Raw genomic sequence first — 16,577 nt, forward strand, 5'->3', positions numbered from 1 at the left:
AATTCATGTCCTCATCAACGCATGTTGCTATTAAGTATATGAGTCAGTATACGCTCGATTGGCGAAAAATGCAACTTATAGTCGACGATTTTTACCACGCATTTCAATGGGCACAGTTAAAGCTTTAATGCGCTCCATAATTCGCCCTGCCTTTACAACCTCAATATCTCCTTTTTGTGACTGTGCTAAATGATGCTCTAATTCCTCATAATTAAAATTAGAAGTAATAAATGTTGGCAATTGCTCCGCCATACGATAATGGAAAATGGTTCCTAAAACCTCATCGCGCGTCCAAGCCGTCATTGTTTCCGCACCAAGATCGTCCAACATTAAAACAGGTGCTTTTTTTACATAATCAATTTTCTCATTTAATGTATTATCACCGATAGCATTTTTCATTTCACGTAAAAATTCTGGGACGAAAACTACAACAGAGCGAATTTTAATAGACGCTAATTCATTCGCAAGCGCACCTAACACAAAGGATTTCCCTACACCAAATTTACCATATAAGTAAAAACCCTTTGACGGTAAGTGACCTGTTTCTTTCGTTATTTTTACAAATTGAGCTGCTTGCTGGGCAATCGCCACACGTGATTCATCATCAATACTTAAATCTTGAATCGTTGCTTGTAATACATCTTTTGGCATATGCATACTTGCAATCATGTTTGCCACATCTCGACGCTCTTCTTCTCTTATCTTTTGCTCACAGCGCACATAATCCATTTCAATGGAATTCCGTACCACCCTTAATGTAGGGAGGAAGCCCTTTAAATAATTTGTACAATGCTCTGTATTGTCACAGCCACAGCATTCCGTTGATTGACTAATATATTCATGTAGCTTTGGTAAGTTCCGTTCAATATTGTCATAGCTTAGCTCCTGTGCATGCTGTGCTAAAAATTCCTGCACATGCGGATGCTCTAAAATTTCACGTCGCATGGCTTCATAGCGTTCTTGAAACGACGGTACTTGAATTGCTCGTTTTAATGGTCCATTAATGGGTTCGATTGTGACTCACCTTCTTTATTATTCGCTTTTTCCTAGCATTTCTAATATTTTTTGACGCTCTTTTTCAAAATCTATCGTGCTAGCAGTAGCTTCCTCTTGTTTGTCATTCCGTTTATAAAACCATTCAGGCACTTTTTCTTCACGCTGTTGCCTTGCACGTCCCTTTGACTGTGAATTCGTTTTATTTGTCGTTTGTGGCTTGTTTTTCCATGCCATATATTTATCATGCTCTTGACGTGCAAGCTCCATTGCCTCTTTCGCTGTTTGCACATTTTTCCGTACCCAATGATCGGCAATAGTTTCCACATATTTTTTAGGAAGCTTCATATCAGTTGTAAGCATCACATACTCCAGCAGTGCATTCACTACCCCAATTGGCATACCATGCTGCACAATTAAGCTCTCAGCTAGCTGTACAGAGGTTTGTAGAGGCTCTTTGCCATTATTAATATCACGTAACACTTGCACAGGTGCAGTTGTTTCTAAATAATACTGTAGCTCCTGCTCCTTTGTTTTTTGTCCCGACTCTTCTGCTGGAGCAGGCGCTGTTACTTTTGCTAATTTTGGTGGCTCCTTTGAAACCGTTAGTTTATAAAAATCTGCCGCAGCTTTGCGTAAGCGTTCCTGTGAAATGCCTAAATCATCATCTAAGGCAAGTATCACTACCTTTTGCATATCAAGAGCTGATAAATGATATAAAAATGCCAGCTTTGCAATGGCTTCTCGAATTTCCATTGTCAGCAAGCTAGCAGGCACTAATTGCTCTGATAAACCAGCCTGCAGCAAGTCAAAATCAAATTGCTCCAAATAAAAAGGATATACCTTTTGCTGTTTATCCTCACGGCTTGTATCAACTTGTAAGTCCAATGGCATATTGGCATGAATAGGCTTATAAACATCCATAAACGCACGAGATACATCCTTCAATTCCTTGTCTTTTACTGGTACTATAAAGCGTTGACGTAAATTTCGATATGCCTGCTCCCCAATTTTACTAAATAAAAACATCGATAGCAGGGGGTCTTTCATAAATCGATCCGCATCAAGTGGACGCTGTAACTCATATAAAAAGCTTCGTTCACTCGCATTTTCTTTTTTCCATGTGCGTAATAAGCCAATAGCCTCCAATGCAATACGAGCCTCAAACACTTTACCAATCGGCAGCCCCAGCACATTCATTAAATAATAATGTGTCATTTGCTGCTTTGGTTTTTGCTCTGCCTCTGCCCATAATGTTAAATAAAGACTAATTGGCTCTGAACCCGTTAATGGCTGATAAAATAATGTCACTAATTGACGCTCTTGTGTAGAAAATGCATGAGGAAGACGAATGTCGAAAGGATCGCCAGGCTGCAATTCCTTATATAAATGCATCAACGTCATTCACCCTCTCTGTTTTCTATGATTGCTGGTCCGTTTGACGTTGAATAATGTCCTTTATTTCCTCGATAAAGACATTAATATCTTTAAACTGACGGTAAACGGATGCAAAGCGCACATAGGCTACCTCATCTATTTTAGCTAAGCGATCCATCACCATTTCACCGACATCCTCTGAGCGTACTTCTGAGTTTCCAATACGACGAAGGTCTTTTTCAATGGATAATACAAGCTCCTCCAATACATCAAGTGCAACTGGACGCTTTTCACAAGCACGAATAAGCCCACGCAGCACCTTTTCACGGCTAAATTCCTCTCGTGAACCTTCTTTTTTCACCACAACTAATGGTGTTTCTTCAATTTTTTCAAACGTTGTAAAACGAAAGCCACATGACTCACATTCACGACGTCTTCGAATTTCTTTATTATCATCTACTGGCCTCGAATCCACTACACGCGTTCCGTTAAATTGGCAAGATGGACATCTCATAGCATTACTCTCCTGATTGACAACAATTTAATATTTCTATTATAACAAATTTCCTGCATATAAGAAAAGTGCATTAGTATTTGGCAATAGATAACCAATTTAAATCTTGTCCCATCAAAAAAACACATTGAAACCGTTTAGATTTCAATGTGTTTTACATATGCTTAGGCGCTCACTGTTTCTAATGCATTTGCTACTTTTTTCACAAGGTCTACGACGCGTGCAGAGTAGCCCCATTCATTATCATACCATGCAAGTACCTTTACTTTACGGTTGCCTAATACCATTGTTGACAGACCATCGACTGTTGATGAGTAAGTAGTTGTATTGTAGTCTGCAGATACTAATGGTTCAATAGAGAAATTTAAAATTCCTTTCATTGGTCCTTCTGTTGCTGCTTTCACAAACGCTGCATTAACAGCATCGACTGTAACATCTGTCTTTAAATCTACAACAAGGTCTACTAAAGATACATTGGCAGTTGGAACACGTAGTGCCATCCCATGAATTTTTCCTTCTAACTCAGGTAATACCAATTTTAATGCTTTTGCAGCACCTGTTGATGTTGGGATAATAGATTGTGCACACCCACGTGCACGACGTAAATCTTTATGTGGATTATCTAAGTTCTTTTGATCGTTTGTATATGCATGAACAGTTGTCATTAATCCATTATCAATGCCAAATGTGTCGTTTAATACTTTCGCTACTGGTGCTAAGCAGTTTGTTGTACATGAAGCATTTGAAATAACATCATGTTTCGCAATATCAAGCTTGTCATCATTAACACCTAATACAACTGTTACATCTTCATTTTTACCTGGTGCTGTTAAAATCACCTTTTTTGCGCCTGCTTCTAAGTGCATAGCTGCTTTATCACGTTCATTAAATTTACCAGTAGCCTCAATGACAATATCCACACCCATCGTAGTCCAAGGCAATTTTAAAGGGTCACGTTCACTAATAATTTGTACACGTTTACCATTTACAACTATAGCATCGCCTGCTGGTTCAACCGTACCTGCAAATGTTCCGTGATTTGTGTCATACTTAATCAAATGTGCTAACGTTTCAGCTGAGTAGCTTGCGTTAATCGCAACGATATTTAAGTCTTGCTGTACGATCGCTTGGCGGAAAACCATACGCCCGATACGTCCGAAACCATTAATAGCAATTGATACTGTCATTTATAAATCCTCCTGTGGATACATATTCATAATAATTATATACTTTATAGTGAATAGTATAACACAATTTTAAAAAAGATGAACAATTAATATGCATAATCTTAAAGTTCTTATTTTCTGAAAAATTATATTTCCCCAAAAAAAATACGCAGCAAGCTTATGCTTACTACGCATTTGATCACTAGATAACATCCCAATGAGTAAGGATTTTTTTTAGCTGCTCCTCTGTATGCTCAATAGTGTCATTATTATAAATAACTGCATGTGCGCCCTTTTCTTTCACTGACATGGGTAGCTGAGAATGTATACGTGCTAAGGCATCCTCTTTCGATAATTGATTGCGCTCCATCAAACGCTGAAGCTGAACTTCCTCACTTACGGATACAACAATAATCTTATCCACAAAATGCTGAAGCTTGCTTTCAAATAATAGTGGAATATCCATTACAACATGCTGATAGCCTGCTGCTACATAAGCATCACGCTGGCGCAGCATTTCCTTCCTAATAGCTGGATGCATAATATCATTTAATACTTTGCGCTTCGTAGGCTCATGAAAAATAATATCTCCTAGCTTTGTTCGATTTAGGCTGCCATCCTCTTGTAAAATAGCCTGTCCAAAGCTTTCAACAATCAATGCCAATGTAGCTGTTCCTGGCTCTACTACATCTCGTGCTACACTATCTGCATCAACAATTGGTAAGCCTAGTGCCGTCATCATTTTTGCTACTGTGCTTTTTCCACTCGCAATACTTCCTGTCAGTCCAATAATCATTGCTAAATCCCCTTTAATGTTGACAATTTGGGCAAAAGACAGATGTACGTCCACCAATTGTCATTTGACTTGTTGCCGTTTCACATACTGGGCATACCTTTTTCCCATACATTTGTAGTCGATTTTGCATGCTCCCAGCTTCTCCATTAATGTTTCGATAATCAGAAATCGTTGAGCCTCCCGCTTCAATGCTTTGACGTAGGACAGCTACGATTGTTTTAAACAATGCACGTTTACGCTTTTCACTAATGCGGTTTACTTTGCGTGCTGGGTGAATTTTCTCTATGAACAATGCCTCAGTAGCATAAATATTGCCACAGCCTGAAATGACTTGCCCATCCATAATCACTTCTTTTACTGCCTTATTTTCATACTTTGGTAATTTACATTTTGCGATAAAATAGTCACAAGCTTGTTCATCAAATGGCTCTGGTGCCATTTTTGTTAACGGTGCATGGTCCTCAATTTTGGTCAAAAAGCGAAGTTCACCAAAGCGGCGAATATCTGAATAAATTAAATAACCGCCATCCGCCATGGCAAATGTTGCATGAATATGCTTTTGAAATTTTGCCTCATTAATGTCCTCAGGTGAATTTACGACAAACCATGCACCTGTCATCCCTAAATGGCTGACAAGTACATATGGAGCATCTTCCTTCAGTAAATGAAAGAAAATATACTTTGCACGTCGTTCAATTTTTGTAATCGTCATTTTGGACAACGTTTGCTCAAAAGCATCAGGCTCTGCTTGTTTAACAATGCATTGCTTGCCCTCACTAAAAGAGAAATGCACCCTGTCAGATAGCTGAACCTGTTGAATAGTACGTCCTTCAACCTTTGGCTTCAATGCCTGGACGACACCTTCTACCTCTGGTAATTCAGGCATTTGAATCCCCCCTTATTTTGCTTCATACCATGTTGAGCCAGAGTTAAAATCTACTTTAAGCGGTACAGCAAGCTCAATAGCATTTTCCATTACCTCTGGTACAATTTTTTCTAGTAATGCAATCTCTTCCTTAGGTGCTTCAAAGATCAACTCATCATGCACTTGTAAAAGAAGTTTTGCTTGCATCTTTTCTTTTTTCAAGCGAGCATCCATATCAATCATTGCCTTTTTAATAATATCAGCGGCACTTCCTTGAATTGGTGTATTCATAGCTGTACGCTCTGCAAAGCTTCTAATATTAAAATTTGAACTTGTAATATCAGGCAAATAACGACGTCGATTTAAAATGGTTGTCACATAGCCATCAAATTTTGCCTTTTGCACAATATCATCCATATACTGTTTTACACCTGGGAAACTGGCGAAATATTTCTCAATAAATGTTGCAGCCTCTTTACGTGTAATATCTAAGTTTTGCGATAGCCCATAATCGCTAATACCATAAACAATCCCAAAATTTACAGCCTTTGCAGCTCGGCGCATATTGCTATCCACCTCGTCCGCTGCTACATGGAAAACATCCATCGCTGTACGTGTATGAATATCCATGCCCTCACGGAAAGCTTCCACTAAAGTTTGGTCCTCTGACATATGGGCAAGTACACGTAGCTCAATTTGTGAATAATCCGCCGCAAATAATAGCCAGCCTTCCTTCGATGGCACAAAGGCTTGACGGATTTTACGCCCCTCCTCTAAACGGATCGGGATATTTTGCAAATTCGGGTCTGTCGAGCTTAAACGCCCCGTTGCTGTTAATGCTTGCTGGAAGCGTGTATGCACCTTGCTATCCTCTGGATGAATTTCCTTTAATAAACCTTCGATATATGTGGATTGCAATTTACCAAGCTGACGGTATAACAAAATATGCTCAATAATTGCATGCTCTGGCTTTAATTTTTCTAGGACATCCGCTGCTGTGGAATAGCCTGTTTTGGTCTTTTTAATCACAGGTAAGCCTAGCTTATCAAATAAAATAACCCCTAATTGCTTTGGTGAATTAATATTAAAGGTTTCTCCTGCCGCCGCATAAATATCCTGCTCAATAACTGACAGCTTATCGCTTAACTCCTGCCCCATTTTTTCCAATGTTACACGGTTTACCATAATACCTTCGCTTTCCATCTCGCCTAAAATAGCAGCAAGCGGCAGCTCTAAATTTTTATAAAGCTCAAACTGTTCCTTTTCCTGCAGTAACTGTTCTAGCTTCGGCTGTAATGACCATACAGCAAATGCCTTACGACTCGCATGCTGTGCCAATGTATTCTCATCAGGAATGGCACGCTTTGCGCCTTTGCCATAGATCGCCTCGTTTGCTTGCACATCGCGATAACCAAGCTCCTTCGCTAAAGTCGCTACATCATCTCCACTTAGCGCTGGATTATTAATATAAGAAGCAAGCAATAAATCAAACGCAACGCCTGCTAACCGTATACCCGCTCGCTGTAATGCAGCTTGAGCAGCCTTTGAATCTGAAAGATACTTTGTTTTGGTTGCATCCTCTAGCCAAAGGCGTAATGTATCTGATTTGACAGCAGCTTCAAAAGCTATATAGTATGTTTGTGTACCATCTGATAAAGCAATTCCTAGCTGCTGACAAGTATGATAATGTTCATTTTCAAGCTCCACATGTACAGCCATCACATCCTGTAAATGCTCTGGCTGCACCTCTTGAATAATGTGGTAATCAAATGGCGCTTGTTCCTCCTCTTGCACCGTAAAATCACTTTTTTCTAATAAGGATTTAAAGCCAAGTTCCTGCCATACACCGATTAATTCCTCTTCCTTAGGTCCATCATACGCAAGATCAGCAAGTGAAATCCCAATTGGCGCATCCGTATAAATTGTTGCAAGCTTTTTACTCATCAATGCCTGCTCCTCATTTGCTACAAGCTTCTCCTTCATTTTTGAAGCCTTTAACGTATCCATTGCTGCATAAAGCGCCTCAACCGAGCCATGCTCCTTCAGCAATTTCACAGCCGTTTTCTCCCCAACGCCCGGCACACCCGGGATATTATCTGAGGAATCACCCATTAAGCCCTTCATATCAATAATTTGCAAAGGCGTTAAACCATATTTTTCCTCAATAAAGGCTGGCGTATTTTTCTCGATTTCTGTAATCCCTTTTTTCGTAATATAAACCGTTACCTGCTCTGTCGCAAGCTGTGTTAAATCACGGTCACCCGAAACAATAACGACATCCATCTCCTGTGATGCAGCCTCTTTCGCAAGCGTTCCGATAATATCATCCGCTTCATATAACTCCTGCTCATATTGCTTAATACCATACGCATCAATGAGCTTTCGTAAATAAGGAAATTGCTCTGATAATTCTGGTGGTGTCTTTTGACGTCCTCCTTTATATTCTGTAAAGGTTTCATGGCGGAATGTTGTTTTCCCAGCATCAAAAGCCACTAATATTTTTGTTGGCTTCTCCTCTTCTAATAATTTTTGGAGCATTGTTGTAAAGCCGTATACAGCATTCGTATGAACACCACTATCATTTGTTAATAATGGCAACGCAAAAAACGCGCGATACGCTAAACTATTACCGTCCAATAATAGCAATTTTTCCTTGGTCATCATTTTATCCTCCTGCGCTGTCTTCTACTTCTACTTTATCATAACAGGACATTTTAAGTAAAAAAACTAATGGGTGGCTTCTCTATCAGCTCTATCCATCAGTCCCTCTATTCTATCCATCTATTTGAGGAATCTATCCGTCACTTTAAGCTTTCTATCCATAGGAAAAGCCAACCGCACAGAGCGATTGGCTTTTCCTATGAATTAAGATGCAGAATAAAAAACTTCTTCATAAATAACCGTTACAAGGAAGGCATTCATAAAGGCAAATACTAAAAATAACGGCATTCCGCCTAATTGTGGCTGTGTTAGCTCTTGACTAAATACCATCACGATTCCAATTTGGGCTAAAAAGAAAATAAAGCCAATGCCAACCTGCCAAATGGGACGCTTAACCTTACGTTTCTCATACCAAAATATTTTTTTAAATATATTTCGTACATCATTTGCAATGATCATGCTTACAAAAAAGATTATAACAAAAAACAGCGGTATATGATAAACACTTTTGGTCACCCATGCAAAATCAGAGAGGCGGAAGAAAAGTGTTAATAACGATGCAATACTACAAGCAATTCCTAAATTTTGAAGCCACACACTAATTTGCAATTTCACAGCTATTACCCCCAACTGTTCATATTAAACATTATTATTCTATCAAATTATCGCAAGTTGGGGAATATAAAATTATAAATTCCTATTATTTCTAAAATATAACAAATGAAAATCACCCCTCTAAATAAGAGAGGTGACTTATACTTGCTATTATTTAATATAGCCAGACAGTATATTTGCATAAGGCGAAGTAGCTGGCAAAATAATGACTGTGTCTTCTCCGACCGTTTTCTTATATGATTCTAATGTACGGTATAAAGAATAAAACTCAGGGTCTTGTGAGAAGGATTGATTGTAAATTTTGGCTGCCTCTGCTTCTCCTTCTGCTTGAATAATTGCCGCTTCCTTATTAGCTGTTGCTAGCATTTCTTGCACCTGCTGATCTGTCTGTGCTTCGATACGGCGTTTTTGAGCATCTCCTTCTGAAAGATATAATTGGGCAGTTGATTCACGCTCTGAAATCATACGTGTAAAGACAGATTGTTCATTTTCTGTTGGTAAATCTGTGCGACGAATGCGTACATCCACTACCTCTACCCCATATTGATCATTTGCTAATAATTCATTCACTCGCTTTGTAACACGATCATTTAAACTACCGCGTGAGGAATTTTCATCATTAATAATTTCATCATATCTTAGCTGTCCAAGCTCTGTTCGAATCACTGAATAAATAAATTCCTCCATGCGCGACTCTGCTTTGCTCAATGTGCCTGCATTGGAGATTAATGCTTTAGGGTCAGTAATACGCCAAACAGCATAGTTATCAATAATAATACGCTTTTTATCCTTTGTATTAATTTCTTCCTCTGAAATATTATAGGTCATTTGATTTTTGGGTAGTCGTGTAACACTTTGAATAAAGGGAATTTTCATTTTCAAACCAGGATCACGTTCAAATTTCACAACTTCCCCAAATTGGCGCACAACCGCATACTCTGATTCCTTCACAATATAAACATTGGTAAAGATAATAATGGCAGCTACAAAAACAAGTGTCAGTGTAATAGCAAGAGATAAATATTTTTTAGCATTTAATGGTCCTTTTTTTGACATTTTTACAACATTATCATCTGTACCATTAGCTGTTGGAGCAGTCTTTTTCGGTTTGCCTGATAAAAAACGAAGGAATTTATTCGCATCCTTATTTTTTTTACTCATCCTTACTGCTCCCTTCTTTTTTCTCTGTTTGTGCTTGCTGTGGTTGCAATGGCTGTAGCGGTAAATATTTCATTGTACTGCCATCATCATTCATAATATAAATCTGTGCCTTTGGTAAAACATTTTCAAGCGTTTCTAAAATTAGACGTTCTCGTGTAACTTGCTGATTACCTTTATATTGCTCATACATTTTATTAAAAACTGCGACATCACCTTGCGCTTGCTCAATGCGGGCTGTTTTTGCTCCTTGTGCCTTAGAAATAATGGCATCCTTTTCACCCTCAGCTTCGCTGATGCGCTGGTTTTTATATTTTTGTGCCTCATTTGTTTTCGTATTTTTTGTTTCACGTGCATCTGTTACCGCCGTAAATGCAGCACGTACTTCTTTATTTGGTAGTTCAACATCCTGCAGCTTTACACCTAAAACACCAATGCCAATATCGTATTTTTCGATCAATGACACAAGTAAATCACGTGTATTTGCTTCAATTTCCGCTTTACCATCCGTCAATGCAGCATCAATTGTGGAGCTACCAATAATAGAGCGAATCGCGCTGGATGTAGCACTATGTAAAATTTCTTCAGGATTTTGTGCGTTAAATAAAAATTTACGAGGGTCTGTAATTTTCCATTGGACAACAAGGTCTGTTAAGACAATATACTCATCCCCTGTAATCATCTTCGTTTCCGCATCATAGGTTTCCAATTCACCTGATTTTGTTTGTTTATAGCCGAACTGTAAGCTAAATGTTTCTTTGGACAAAATTTCAACGGATTGAACTGGCCAAGGTAATTTAAAATGTAGACCTGAGGTTGTGACCATATCATCTGCACGGCCAAATGTCACGACAACAGCTTGTTCTGATTCATCCACTGTGTACCACGATGTAAATACAGTAATAAGCGCGATAATTCCAAAAATTCCAAGTCCAACAATCATTAGTGCCTTCTTCACACTCATATTTGTTCCCCCCTTTTGCTTGTTACTATTGTTTACGGAACGTATAATAAAAAGTTTCAAAATATTTTCATATAATTAATTATGCCCCAGCGTAATGGCCGTTGACGCTTTGCTTTCACGCAAAAAAGATTTGTCGCTTCGCACTCGATATAAAAAGAATTTGCTGAACCAAAATAAAAAATCCTGCTACCTTTTACGGTAACAGGATATTAATAACAAGCTGCTCAAATGCCGGGAAAATAGTTGTGGATAGCACAATGCTTATTAATGCAGCCACAATCATCGCCAAGCTTGCAAATGTACCTTCTAGCTCTCCAAACTCAAATGCTTTCGATGTACCTGCACCATGTGCACCCATCCCAAGCATTAAGCCTCTAGAGGAAGATCTATGGAAGTGACATATTTTTATCACGATAGGGGCTAAGAGGCTTCCTAAAATACCTGTTGTCATAACAAAGACAGCTGTAAGCGTAGGAGAACCACCAATCATATTGGAAATATCCATGGCAATTGGTGTTGTGACTGAACGTGGTACTAAGCTATGCACTAACTCATCATTTAAGCCTACCACCAAAGCCATTATAAAGGATGACACAATAGCGACTACCGAACCAACCGCAATACTGATAAAAATTTCTACTGCATGCTTTTTTAATAGCTGAATATTTTTATAGATGGGCACTGCAAATGCCACCGTCGCAGGACCTAATAAATTCGTTAGCATATGGGCTCCCGCATTATAGGAGCTATAGGATATACCTGCTAATAGTAAAATAATAATAATCAGCAATGGTGTGATCAGCATAGGTGTTAACCATTCTTTTTTATATTTTCGATAAAATTGCTTACAAATATAAAAAAGCACAATTGTTCCTACTAAGCTAACCGTAGCGATTAATAGCTTCATATTGCTTTACCCTTCTTTCGTTGCTCTAGCCATTGTGCAGTAAAGCCTGTTATCAACATCACAATAATCGCACTGACAACGATAACAAGTATAACCTTTATGCCTTGGACACCGAATAATGCATGGTAGTCCATAATACCAATAGCAGATGGAATAAAGAATAACAAAAGCTCACTTAATAATACTGCCGCTCCTAGCTCAATCCATTCAAGTTTAATAATATGAAACTGTAAAAGTAAAAATAATAAAATAAGCCCTACGATGCTCCCTGGAATCGGCAAGTGAAGTAGGCGTGCAATACTATTGCCAATCAACAATAGCACATAAAGATAGCCAATTTGCACGATACTTTTGACGATTTTCATGGTTAATCCTTCTCTCCATTTTTCTCTGCTTCAACAGTCAGAAAAAAACTAATTTAGATGAAAAGAAGTATAATTTACTGACCGTAAAAGCAAGAATTCATTTAAGATAACTGTTATGCTACTATATTTTACACCTATTTATCCACTCTGTAAAATAGAAAAAAAGAATCCAATGCCAAAACAAAGCACTAGATTCTTTCTACATAGCAGTTATCAAAAATTTTTATGGCGATTCATATAGGGGGTTTCTACTAATTAAGTATAATGCCCAAATATGAATGTAATATTTTATAAATGTAAAGGATTTGTTAATTTTTCTTTGGAATCATCACAATCATTTTTGTGCCTACTCCTACTTCACTTTCCACTTGAATACGACCATGATGGGCTTCTACAAGGTGTTTGACAATTGCTAGCCCTAAACCTGTGCCACCAGAATTGCGGCTGCGCGCCCGATCCACACGATAAAATCGCTCAAAAACGCGAGGAATTTCATGCTTTTCAATTCCAATTCCTTGATCCTCTATTTCAATAATGCCATAGGTTTCATTTTCCTTTAACCGAATCGAAACGGTTGTGTTTTCAAGGGAATAGGTAATCGCATTTGTAATTAAATTTGTGACAATTTGAATAATCCGATTGGCATCACCCATAACTTGTACATCGCGCTCTATATCTACATGAAAGCTCATATTTTTCTCATCCAATCGTGGCGCTGTAAGCTCTGCACCACGAATCAATACATCCTGCAAGCCCATTGGCATAATATTAACCGTAAAACCATGCTGCTCAATTTTCGACAACTCTAACAAGTCTTGAATAAGTATTTGTAGACGATTACTTTCTTTATAAATAATTTCTAAAAAGGAAATTAGCATTTTTTCATCTTTATAGGCTCCATCCAGCAACGTTTCTGAAAAGCCTTTAATGGATGTAATCGGTGTGCGTAATTCATGGGATACATTAGCGACAAAGTCCTTGCGAATTTGCTCTAAACGTACTAGCTCCGTAATATCATGCATAACAATAACAACGCCTAGCCATCGCCCATGATCTCCAATAACAGGCGCTCCGTATACCTCTTTATGATAAAGCTCCTGCTGCACTTCCATTTTAATTTGTTGGCGGTAAGGCATCTCTGTTAAAAATACATGATCAATAAATTGCTCAAGTGATTGCGGTAAGCCAATTGTGCGAAATACTTTGCCCTGTACATCATCAAGCTGCATCCCAAAGCGATCTAAAAAGACCCGATTCACGATCGATATATTGCCTTCACGACCAATCATCATAAGAGAGCTACCCATATTTTCAATTAAGGTTTTCAGCCGCTCCTCCTCTACTTCACGTATAGTTGTAATATCTTGTAAATTACGTGCCAAAATATTAATGGAATGGCTAAGTGGTATCATGCGTTCGTGTTCATTTTCATGGGCACGCGCACGATAATTGCCTTTTGCCAGCTCAAGTGCCGTTTCTGTTACATTATCAATAGGTGCTGTAAAATCACGAATCATATAGCGACTAATAATCGCTATTAAAATAAGCGTTATTGCAAAAAGAAGAGCTAGAATCATGTAAAGGCGTGTGCGTGCAGAGGTTAATAAAGATTCCTTATACTCTATATTTTGTACGGTATACAATGCCTCTTGATCTTCCTTTGATAGCTCAATTTCACGTTCATCAATAACTTGACGCATGGATGCTTCGATTTGCGAGCGTTCCTGCTCATTGTATTGCTTCATATAAACAGGAAAAAGCTGACCTATCACAATCATTAGGACAGCTAATATCGTTCCAATTAAAAGCATGAATGTCAAGAATAAGCGGTTGCTCATTGATTTCATGTTGTTTTAGGCTCCTCAAATTTATAGCCAAGACCTCGAATCGTTTTAATAAACATAGGCTTACGGCTATTTTCCTCAATTTTATCGCGAAGGTGACTAATATGCACATCCACAATGCGAGTATCGCCTGCAAAATCATATTTCCAGACAGCACTTAATAGCTGATCACGCGTTAATACACGATTTTTATTTTCAAGTAAATAAATAAGTAGTTCGAATTCCTTTGGTGTAAACTCCAGTGCTTCATCTTGTAAAAAGACTTCAAAGCGTTCTGGGAATACGCGCAATTGACCAAACTCGTACATTTTTTCTTGTGGCTCGTCCTTATCCTCCGTCACAATATTTTGTGTAAAACGTCTTAACACTGCCTTTACACGTGCTAATACTTCGCGAGGACTGAAGGGCTTTGTCATATAATCATCAGCGCCTAGTTCCAGCCCTAATACTTTATCAAATTCATCATCTTTCGCTGTTAACATAATAATCGGTGTATTCATGCGTTGCTGCCGAATTTGTTTGCAAACTTCCATACCATCCAACTTAGGTAGCATCAAATCAAGCAAAATTAAATGAGGCTGTATATCGATAGCTTTATCTAATCCTTCTTGACCATCTACAGCCGTTTCGACGATATAGCCCGCTTGCTCTAAATTATATTTCAATAATGTTGCAATAGAAAGTTCATCTTCTATAACTAAAATTGTTTTTGTCATAACTAATTAATGCCTCCGTAGGTGATTTGAAACCCCCATTTCAAATCCCAAGACGTCTATATTGCAAGTGGTGGTGTTACCAATAGCATACCTTCAATCACAAGCTGTTTTTGCTCATTATAAGAGTGTACAGATATAGTAATTGTATTGTTTATCTTATCAACTGCTGTTACTTCTAAAAGCGTATCAAAAAATTCATAGTGATAGAGAGGTCCTAAATATTTTAAATGTTGCTCAATAATTCGCACACCTGGTCCAGGAATATGCTTTGACACAGCTGATGTAATAATACCATTTAACATGATTGTTGGCACAATGGGCTTTTGAAAAGGTGTTGTGGCAGCATAATCATGTTGAATATAAAGCGGATTACTATCATTTGTAAGCCCTAAATACAGCAATAAATCTCGATCTTCAATTTTTTCCGTAATATGAATTTTTTCGCCAACTGTAATTTCGTCAATCGTGAAACCAAGCTTACTATTTTTTTGAAGCAAAGATACGCCAACCCCTTTTCCATCATACTACATTCATAGTATCAATTTTATGCCAAAAGTACAATAAAACATTCATATACAGCAAGCTCTTGCTTTGCTGATGTTTGTTCTATCCGTCACTTTGAACATCCTATCAGTTTTTTATAAAAAAAACGAGCAGGAATCACTCCCGCTCGTTGCTTACTTATACTAAAATCTTCATCACATTGCGTACTGCATCTGCTGATTGATCTAACGCTGCTTTTTCTTTGTCTGTTAATTCCAGCTCAAAGATTTTTTCAATGCCATTTGCGCCAAGTAATGTTGGTACGCCTAAGTATAAATCGTGATAGCCATATTCGCCTTCTAAATAAGCAATAGATGGAAGAATACGCTTCTGGTCTTTTAAAATTGCCTCTGCCATTTCAATCAATGCCGCAGCTGGCGCATAGTATGCTGAGCCATTGCCAAGTAAGTTGACAATTTCAGCGCCACCATTGCGTGTACGATCTACAATTTCTTCTAATCGTTCAGTCGCAATTAATGTTTCTAATGGAATACCACCTGCAAATGAATAGCGTGTTAATGGAACCATTGTATCACCGTGACCACCTAAGACAAAGGCAGTGATATCTTTTACAGAAACATTCAATTCCTCTGCCACAAATGCACAGAAGCGAGCTGTATCCAGAACACCTGATTGACCGATGACACGGTTTTTCGGGAAGCCTGTTTCTTTGTACACTGTGTAAGTCATGGCATCAACTGGATTTGTTAACACAAGAATTGTAGCATTTGGCGAATATTCAGCAATTTCTTTTGAAACAGCTTTCATCACACCTTGATTGATTTGAACAAGGTCATCACGACTCATCCCTGGCTTACGTGCAACACCAGCAGTAATAATTACTACATCAGAATCAGCAGTATCTGCATAATTCGAAGTGCCTTTTACGTAAGAATCATAGCCTTGTATTGGTGCTGCTTCCCACATATCCAATGCCTTGCCCTTTGTTGGGTTTTCTGCTTGCGGGATATCCACAAGTACAACGTCACCAAGTTCTTTCTGAGCTGCTAAAAATGCTGCAGTAGCGCCTGTAAAGCCACTACCGATTACTGAGATTTTTTTACGTTTCAGAGACATTTCAATACGCTCCTTT

General features: G+C 38.3%; 16 protein-coding genes. All 16 read right to left on the reverse strand.

What is annotated here, in order from left to right; genetic code table 11:
* Nucleotides 1-75: 75 nt before the first annotated feature.
* Nucleotides 76-1,005 carry a primosomal protein DnaI gene (gene dnaI, locus MHB42_RS13805; protein ID WP_340808602.1) on the reverse strand — a complete coding sequence of 310 codons (930 nt, stop codon included), beginning with the start codon at nt 1,003-1,005 and terminating at the stop codon, nt 76-78.
* A gap of 27 nt (nt 1,006-1,032) precedes the next feature.
* A complete protein-coding gene (locus MHB42_RS13810; protein ID WP_340808603.1) occupies nt 1,033-2,388 on the reverse strand; it encodes a replication initiation and membrane attachment family protein in 1,356 nt (451 codons plus the stop codon).
* A 25-nt stretch (nt 2,389-2,413) separates the two neighbouring features.
* Nucleotides 2,414-2,884, reverse strand: coding sequence for a transcriptional regulator NrdR (gene nrdR, locus MHB42_RS13815; RefSeq protein ID WP_340806880.1), 471 nt, complete (start codon nt 2,882-2,884; stop codon nt 2,414-2,416).
* Nucleotides 2,885-3,048: 164 nt separating this feature from the next.
* Complete coding sequence (locus MHB42_RS13820; protein ID WP_340806881.1) at nt 3,049-4,071, reverse strand: glyceraldehyde-3-phosphate dehydrogenase; 1,023 nt, start codon at nt 4,069-4,071, stop codon at nt 3,049-3,051.
* 181 nt (nt 4,072-4,252) lie between these two features.
* The gene (coaE, locus tag MHB42_RS13825) at nt 4,253-4,846 is read right to left on the reverse strand and encodes a dephospho-CoA kinase (RefSeq protein WP_340806882.1); all 594 of its coding nucleotides are present in this window, start codon (nt 4,844-4,846) and stop codon (nt 4,253-4,255) included.
* A gap of 13 nt (nt 4,847-4,859) precedes the next feature.
* Nucleotides 4,860-5,732, reverse strand: coding sequence for a bifunctional DNA-formamidopyrimidine glycosylase/DNA-(apurinic or apyrimidinic site) lyase (gene mutM, locus MHB42_RS13830; protein ID WP_340806883.1), 873 nt, complete (start codon nt 5,730-5,732; stop codon nt 4,860-4,862).
* A gap of 12 nt (nt 5,733-5,744) precedes the next feature.
* Complete coding sequence (gene polA, locus MHB42_RS13835; RefSeq protein ID WP_340808604.1) at nt 5,745-8,372, reverse strand: DNA polymerase I; 2,628 nt, start codon at nt 8,370-8,372, stop codon at nt 5,745-5,747.
* A 204-nt stretch (nt 8,373-8,576) separates the two neighbouring features.
* Complete coding sequence (locus tag MHB42_RS13840) at nt 8,577-8,987, reverse strand: DNA polymerase I (protein ID WP_340806885.1); 411 nt, start codon at nt 8,985-8,987, stop codon at nt 8,577-8,579.
* A 150-nt stretch (nt 8,988-9,137) separates the two neighbouring features.
* Entirely contained in the window at nt 9,138-10,148 is a 1,011-nt protein-coding gene (gene hflC / locus MHB42_RS13845) for a protease modulator HflC (protein ID WP_340806887.1), read from the reverse strand.
* Nucleotides 10,141-11,109 carry an FtsH protease activity modulator HflK gene (hflK, locus tag MHB42_RS13850; RefSeq protein ID WP_340806888.1) on the reverse strand — a complete coding sequence of 323 codons (969 nt, stop codon included), beginning with the start codon at nt 11,107-11,109 and terminating at the stop codon, nt 10,141-10,143. Before hflK ends, hflC begins: the two co-directional genes overlap by 8 nt.
* 193 nt (nt 11,110-11,302) lie before the next feature.
* Complete coding sequence (locus tag MHB42_RS13855) at nt 11,303-12,016, reverse strand: LrgB family protein (protein ID WP_340806889.1); 714 nt, start codon at nt 12,014-12,016, stop codon at nt 11,303-11,305.
* Nucleotides 12,013-12,381 (reverse strand): CidA/LrgA family holin-like protein, encoded by a 369-nt coding sequence (locus tag MHB42_RS13860; protein ID WP_340806890.1) that lies wholly within the window; start codon nt 12,379-12,381, stop codon nt 12,013-12,015. The genes MHB42_RS13855 and MHB42_RS13860 overlap by 4 nt, the downstream gene beginning before the upstream one ends.
* Before the next feature lie 308 nt (nt 12,382-12,689).
* The gene (gene pnpS, locus MHB42_RS13865; protein ID WP_340806892.1) at nt 12,690-14,228 is read right to left on the reverse strand and encodes a two-component system histidine kinase PnpS; all 1,539 of its coding nucleotides are present in this window, start codon (nt 14,226-14,228) and stop codon (nt 12,690-12,692) included.
* Entirely contained in the window at nt 14,225-14,941 is a 717-nt protein-coding gene (locus tag MHB42_RS13870; RefSeq protein ID WP_340806893.1) for a response regulator transcription factor, read from the reverse strand. Before MHB42_RS13870 ends, pnpS begins: the two co-directional genes overlap by 4 nt.
* A gap of 56 nt (nt 14,942-14,997) precedes the next feature.
* A complete protein-coding gene (locus MHB42_RS13875; RefSeq protein WP_340806894.1) occupies nt 14,998-15,438 on the reverse strand; it encodes a MaoC/PaaZ C-terminal domain-containing protein in 441 nt (146 codons plus the stop codon).
* Between the two features lie 184 nt (nt 15,439-15,622).
* Entirely contained in the window at nt 15,623-16,561 is a 939-nt protein-coding gene (gene mdh, locus MHB42_RS13880; RefSeq protein WP_340806896.1) for a malate dehydrogenase, read from the reverse strand.
* Nucleotides 16,562-16,577 lie beyond the last annotated feature (16 nt).

The organism is Lysinibacillus sp. FSL K6-0232, assembly GCF_038008325.1.
GTDB lineage: Bacteria > Bacillota > Bacilli > Bacillales_A > Planococcaceae > Lysinibacillus.

What these genes read in the sequence shown, in the direction of transcription:
- MHB42_RS13810 (WP_340808603.1), bottom strand. Translation starts at nt 2,388, where the DNA reads ATGCATTTATATAAGGAATTGCAGCCTGGCGATCCTTTCGACATTCGT.
- nrdR (WP_340806880.1), bottom strand. Translation starts at nt 2,884, where the DNA reads ATGAGATGTCCATCTTGCCAATTTAACGGAACGCGTGTAGTGGATTCG.
- MHB42_RS13820 (WP_340806881.1), bottom strand. Translation starts at nt 4,071, where the DNA reads ATGACAGTATCAATTGCTATTAATGGTTTCGGACGTATCGGGCGTATG.
- coaE (WP_340806882.1), bottom strand. Translation starts at nt 4,846, where the DNA reads ATGATTATTGGACTGACAGGAAGTATTGCGAGTGGAAAAAGCACAGTA.
- mutM (WP_340806883.1), bottom strand. Translation starts at nt 5,732, where the DNA reads ATGCCTGAATTACCAGAGGTAGAAGGTGTCGTCCAGGCATTGAAGCCA.
- polA (WP_340808604.1), bottom strand. Translation starts at nt 8,372, where the DNA reads ATGACCAAGGAAAAATTGCTATTATTGGACGGTAATAGTTTAGCGTAT.
- hflC (WP_340806887.1), bottom strand. Translation starts at nt 10,148, where the DNA reads ATGAGTAAAAAAAATAAGGATGCGAATAAATTCCTTCGTTTTTTATCA.
- hflK (WP_340806888.1), bottom strand. Translation starts at nt 11,109, where the DNA reads ATGAGTGTGAAGAAGGCACTAATGATTGTTGGACTTGGAATTTTTGGA.
- MHB42_RS13855 (WP_340806889.1), bottom strand. Translation starts at nt 12,016, where the DNA reads ATGAAGCTATTAATCGCTACGGTTAGCTTAGTAGGAACAATTGTGCTT.
- MHB42_RS13860 (WP_340806890.1), bottom strand. Translation starts at nt 12,381, where the DNA reads ATGAAAATCGTCAAAAGTATCGTGCAAATTGGCTATCTTTATGTGCTA.
- pnpS (WP_340806892.1), bottom strand. Translation starts at nt 14,228, where the DNA reads ATGAAATCAATGAGCAACCGCTTATTCTTGACATTCATGCTTTTAATT.
- MHB42_RS13870 (WP_340806893.1), bottom strand. Translation starts at nt 14,941, where the DNA reads ATGACAAAAACAATTTTAGTTATAGAAGATGAACTTTCTATTGCAACA.
- mdh (WP_340806896.1), bottom strand. Translation starts at nt 16,561, where the DNA reads ATGTCTCTGAAACGTAAAAAAATCTCAGTAATCGGTAGTGGCTTTACA.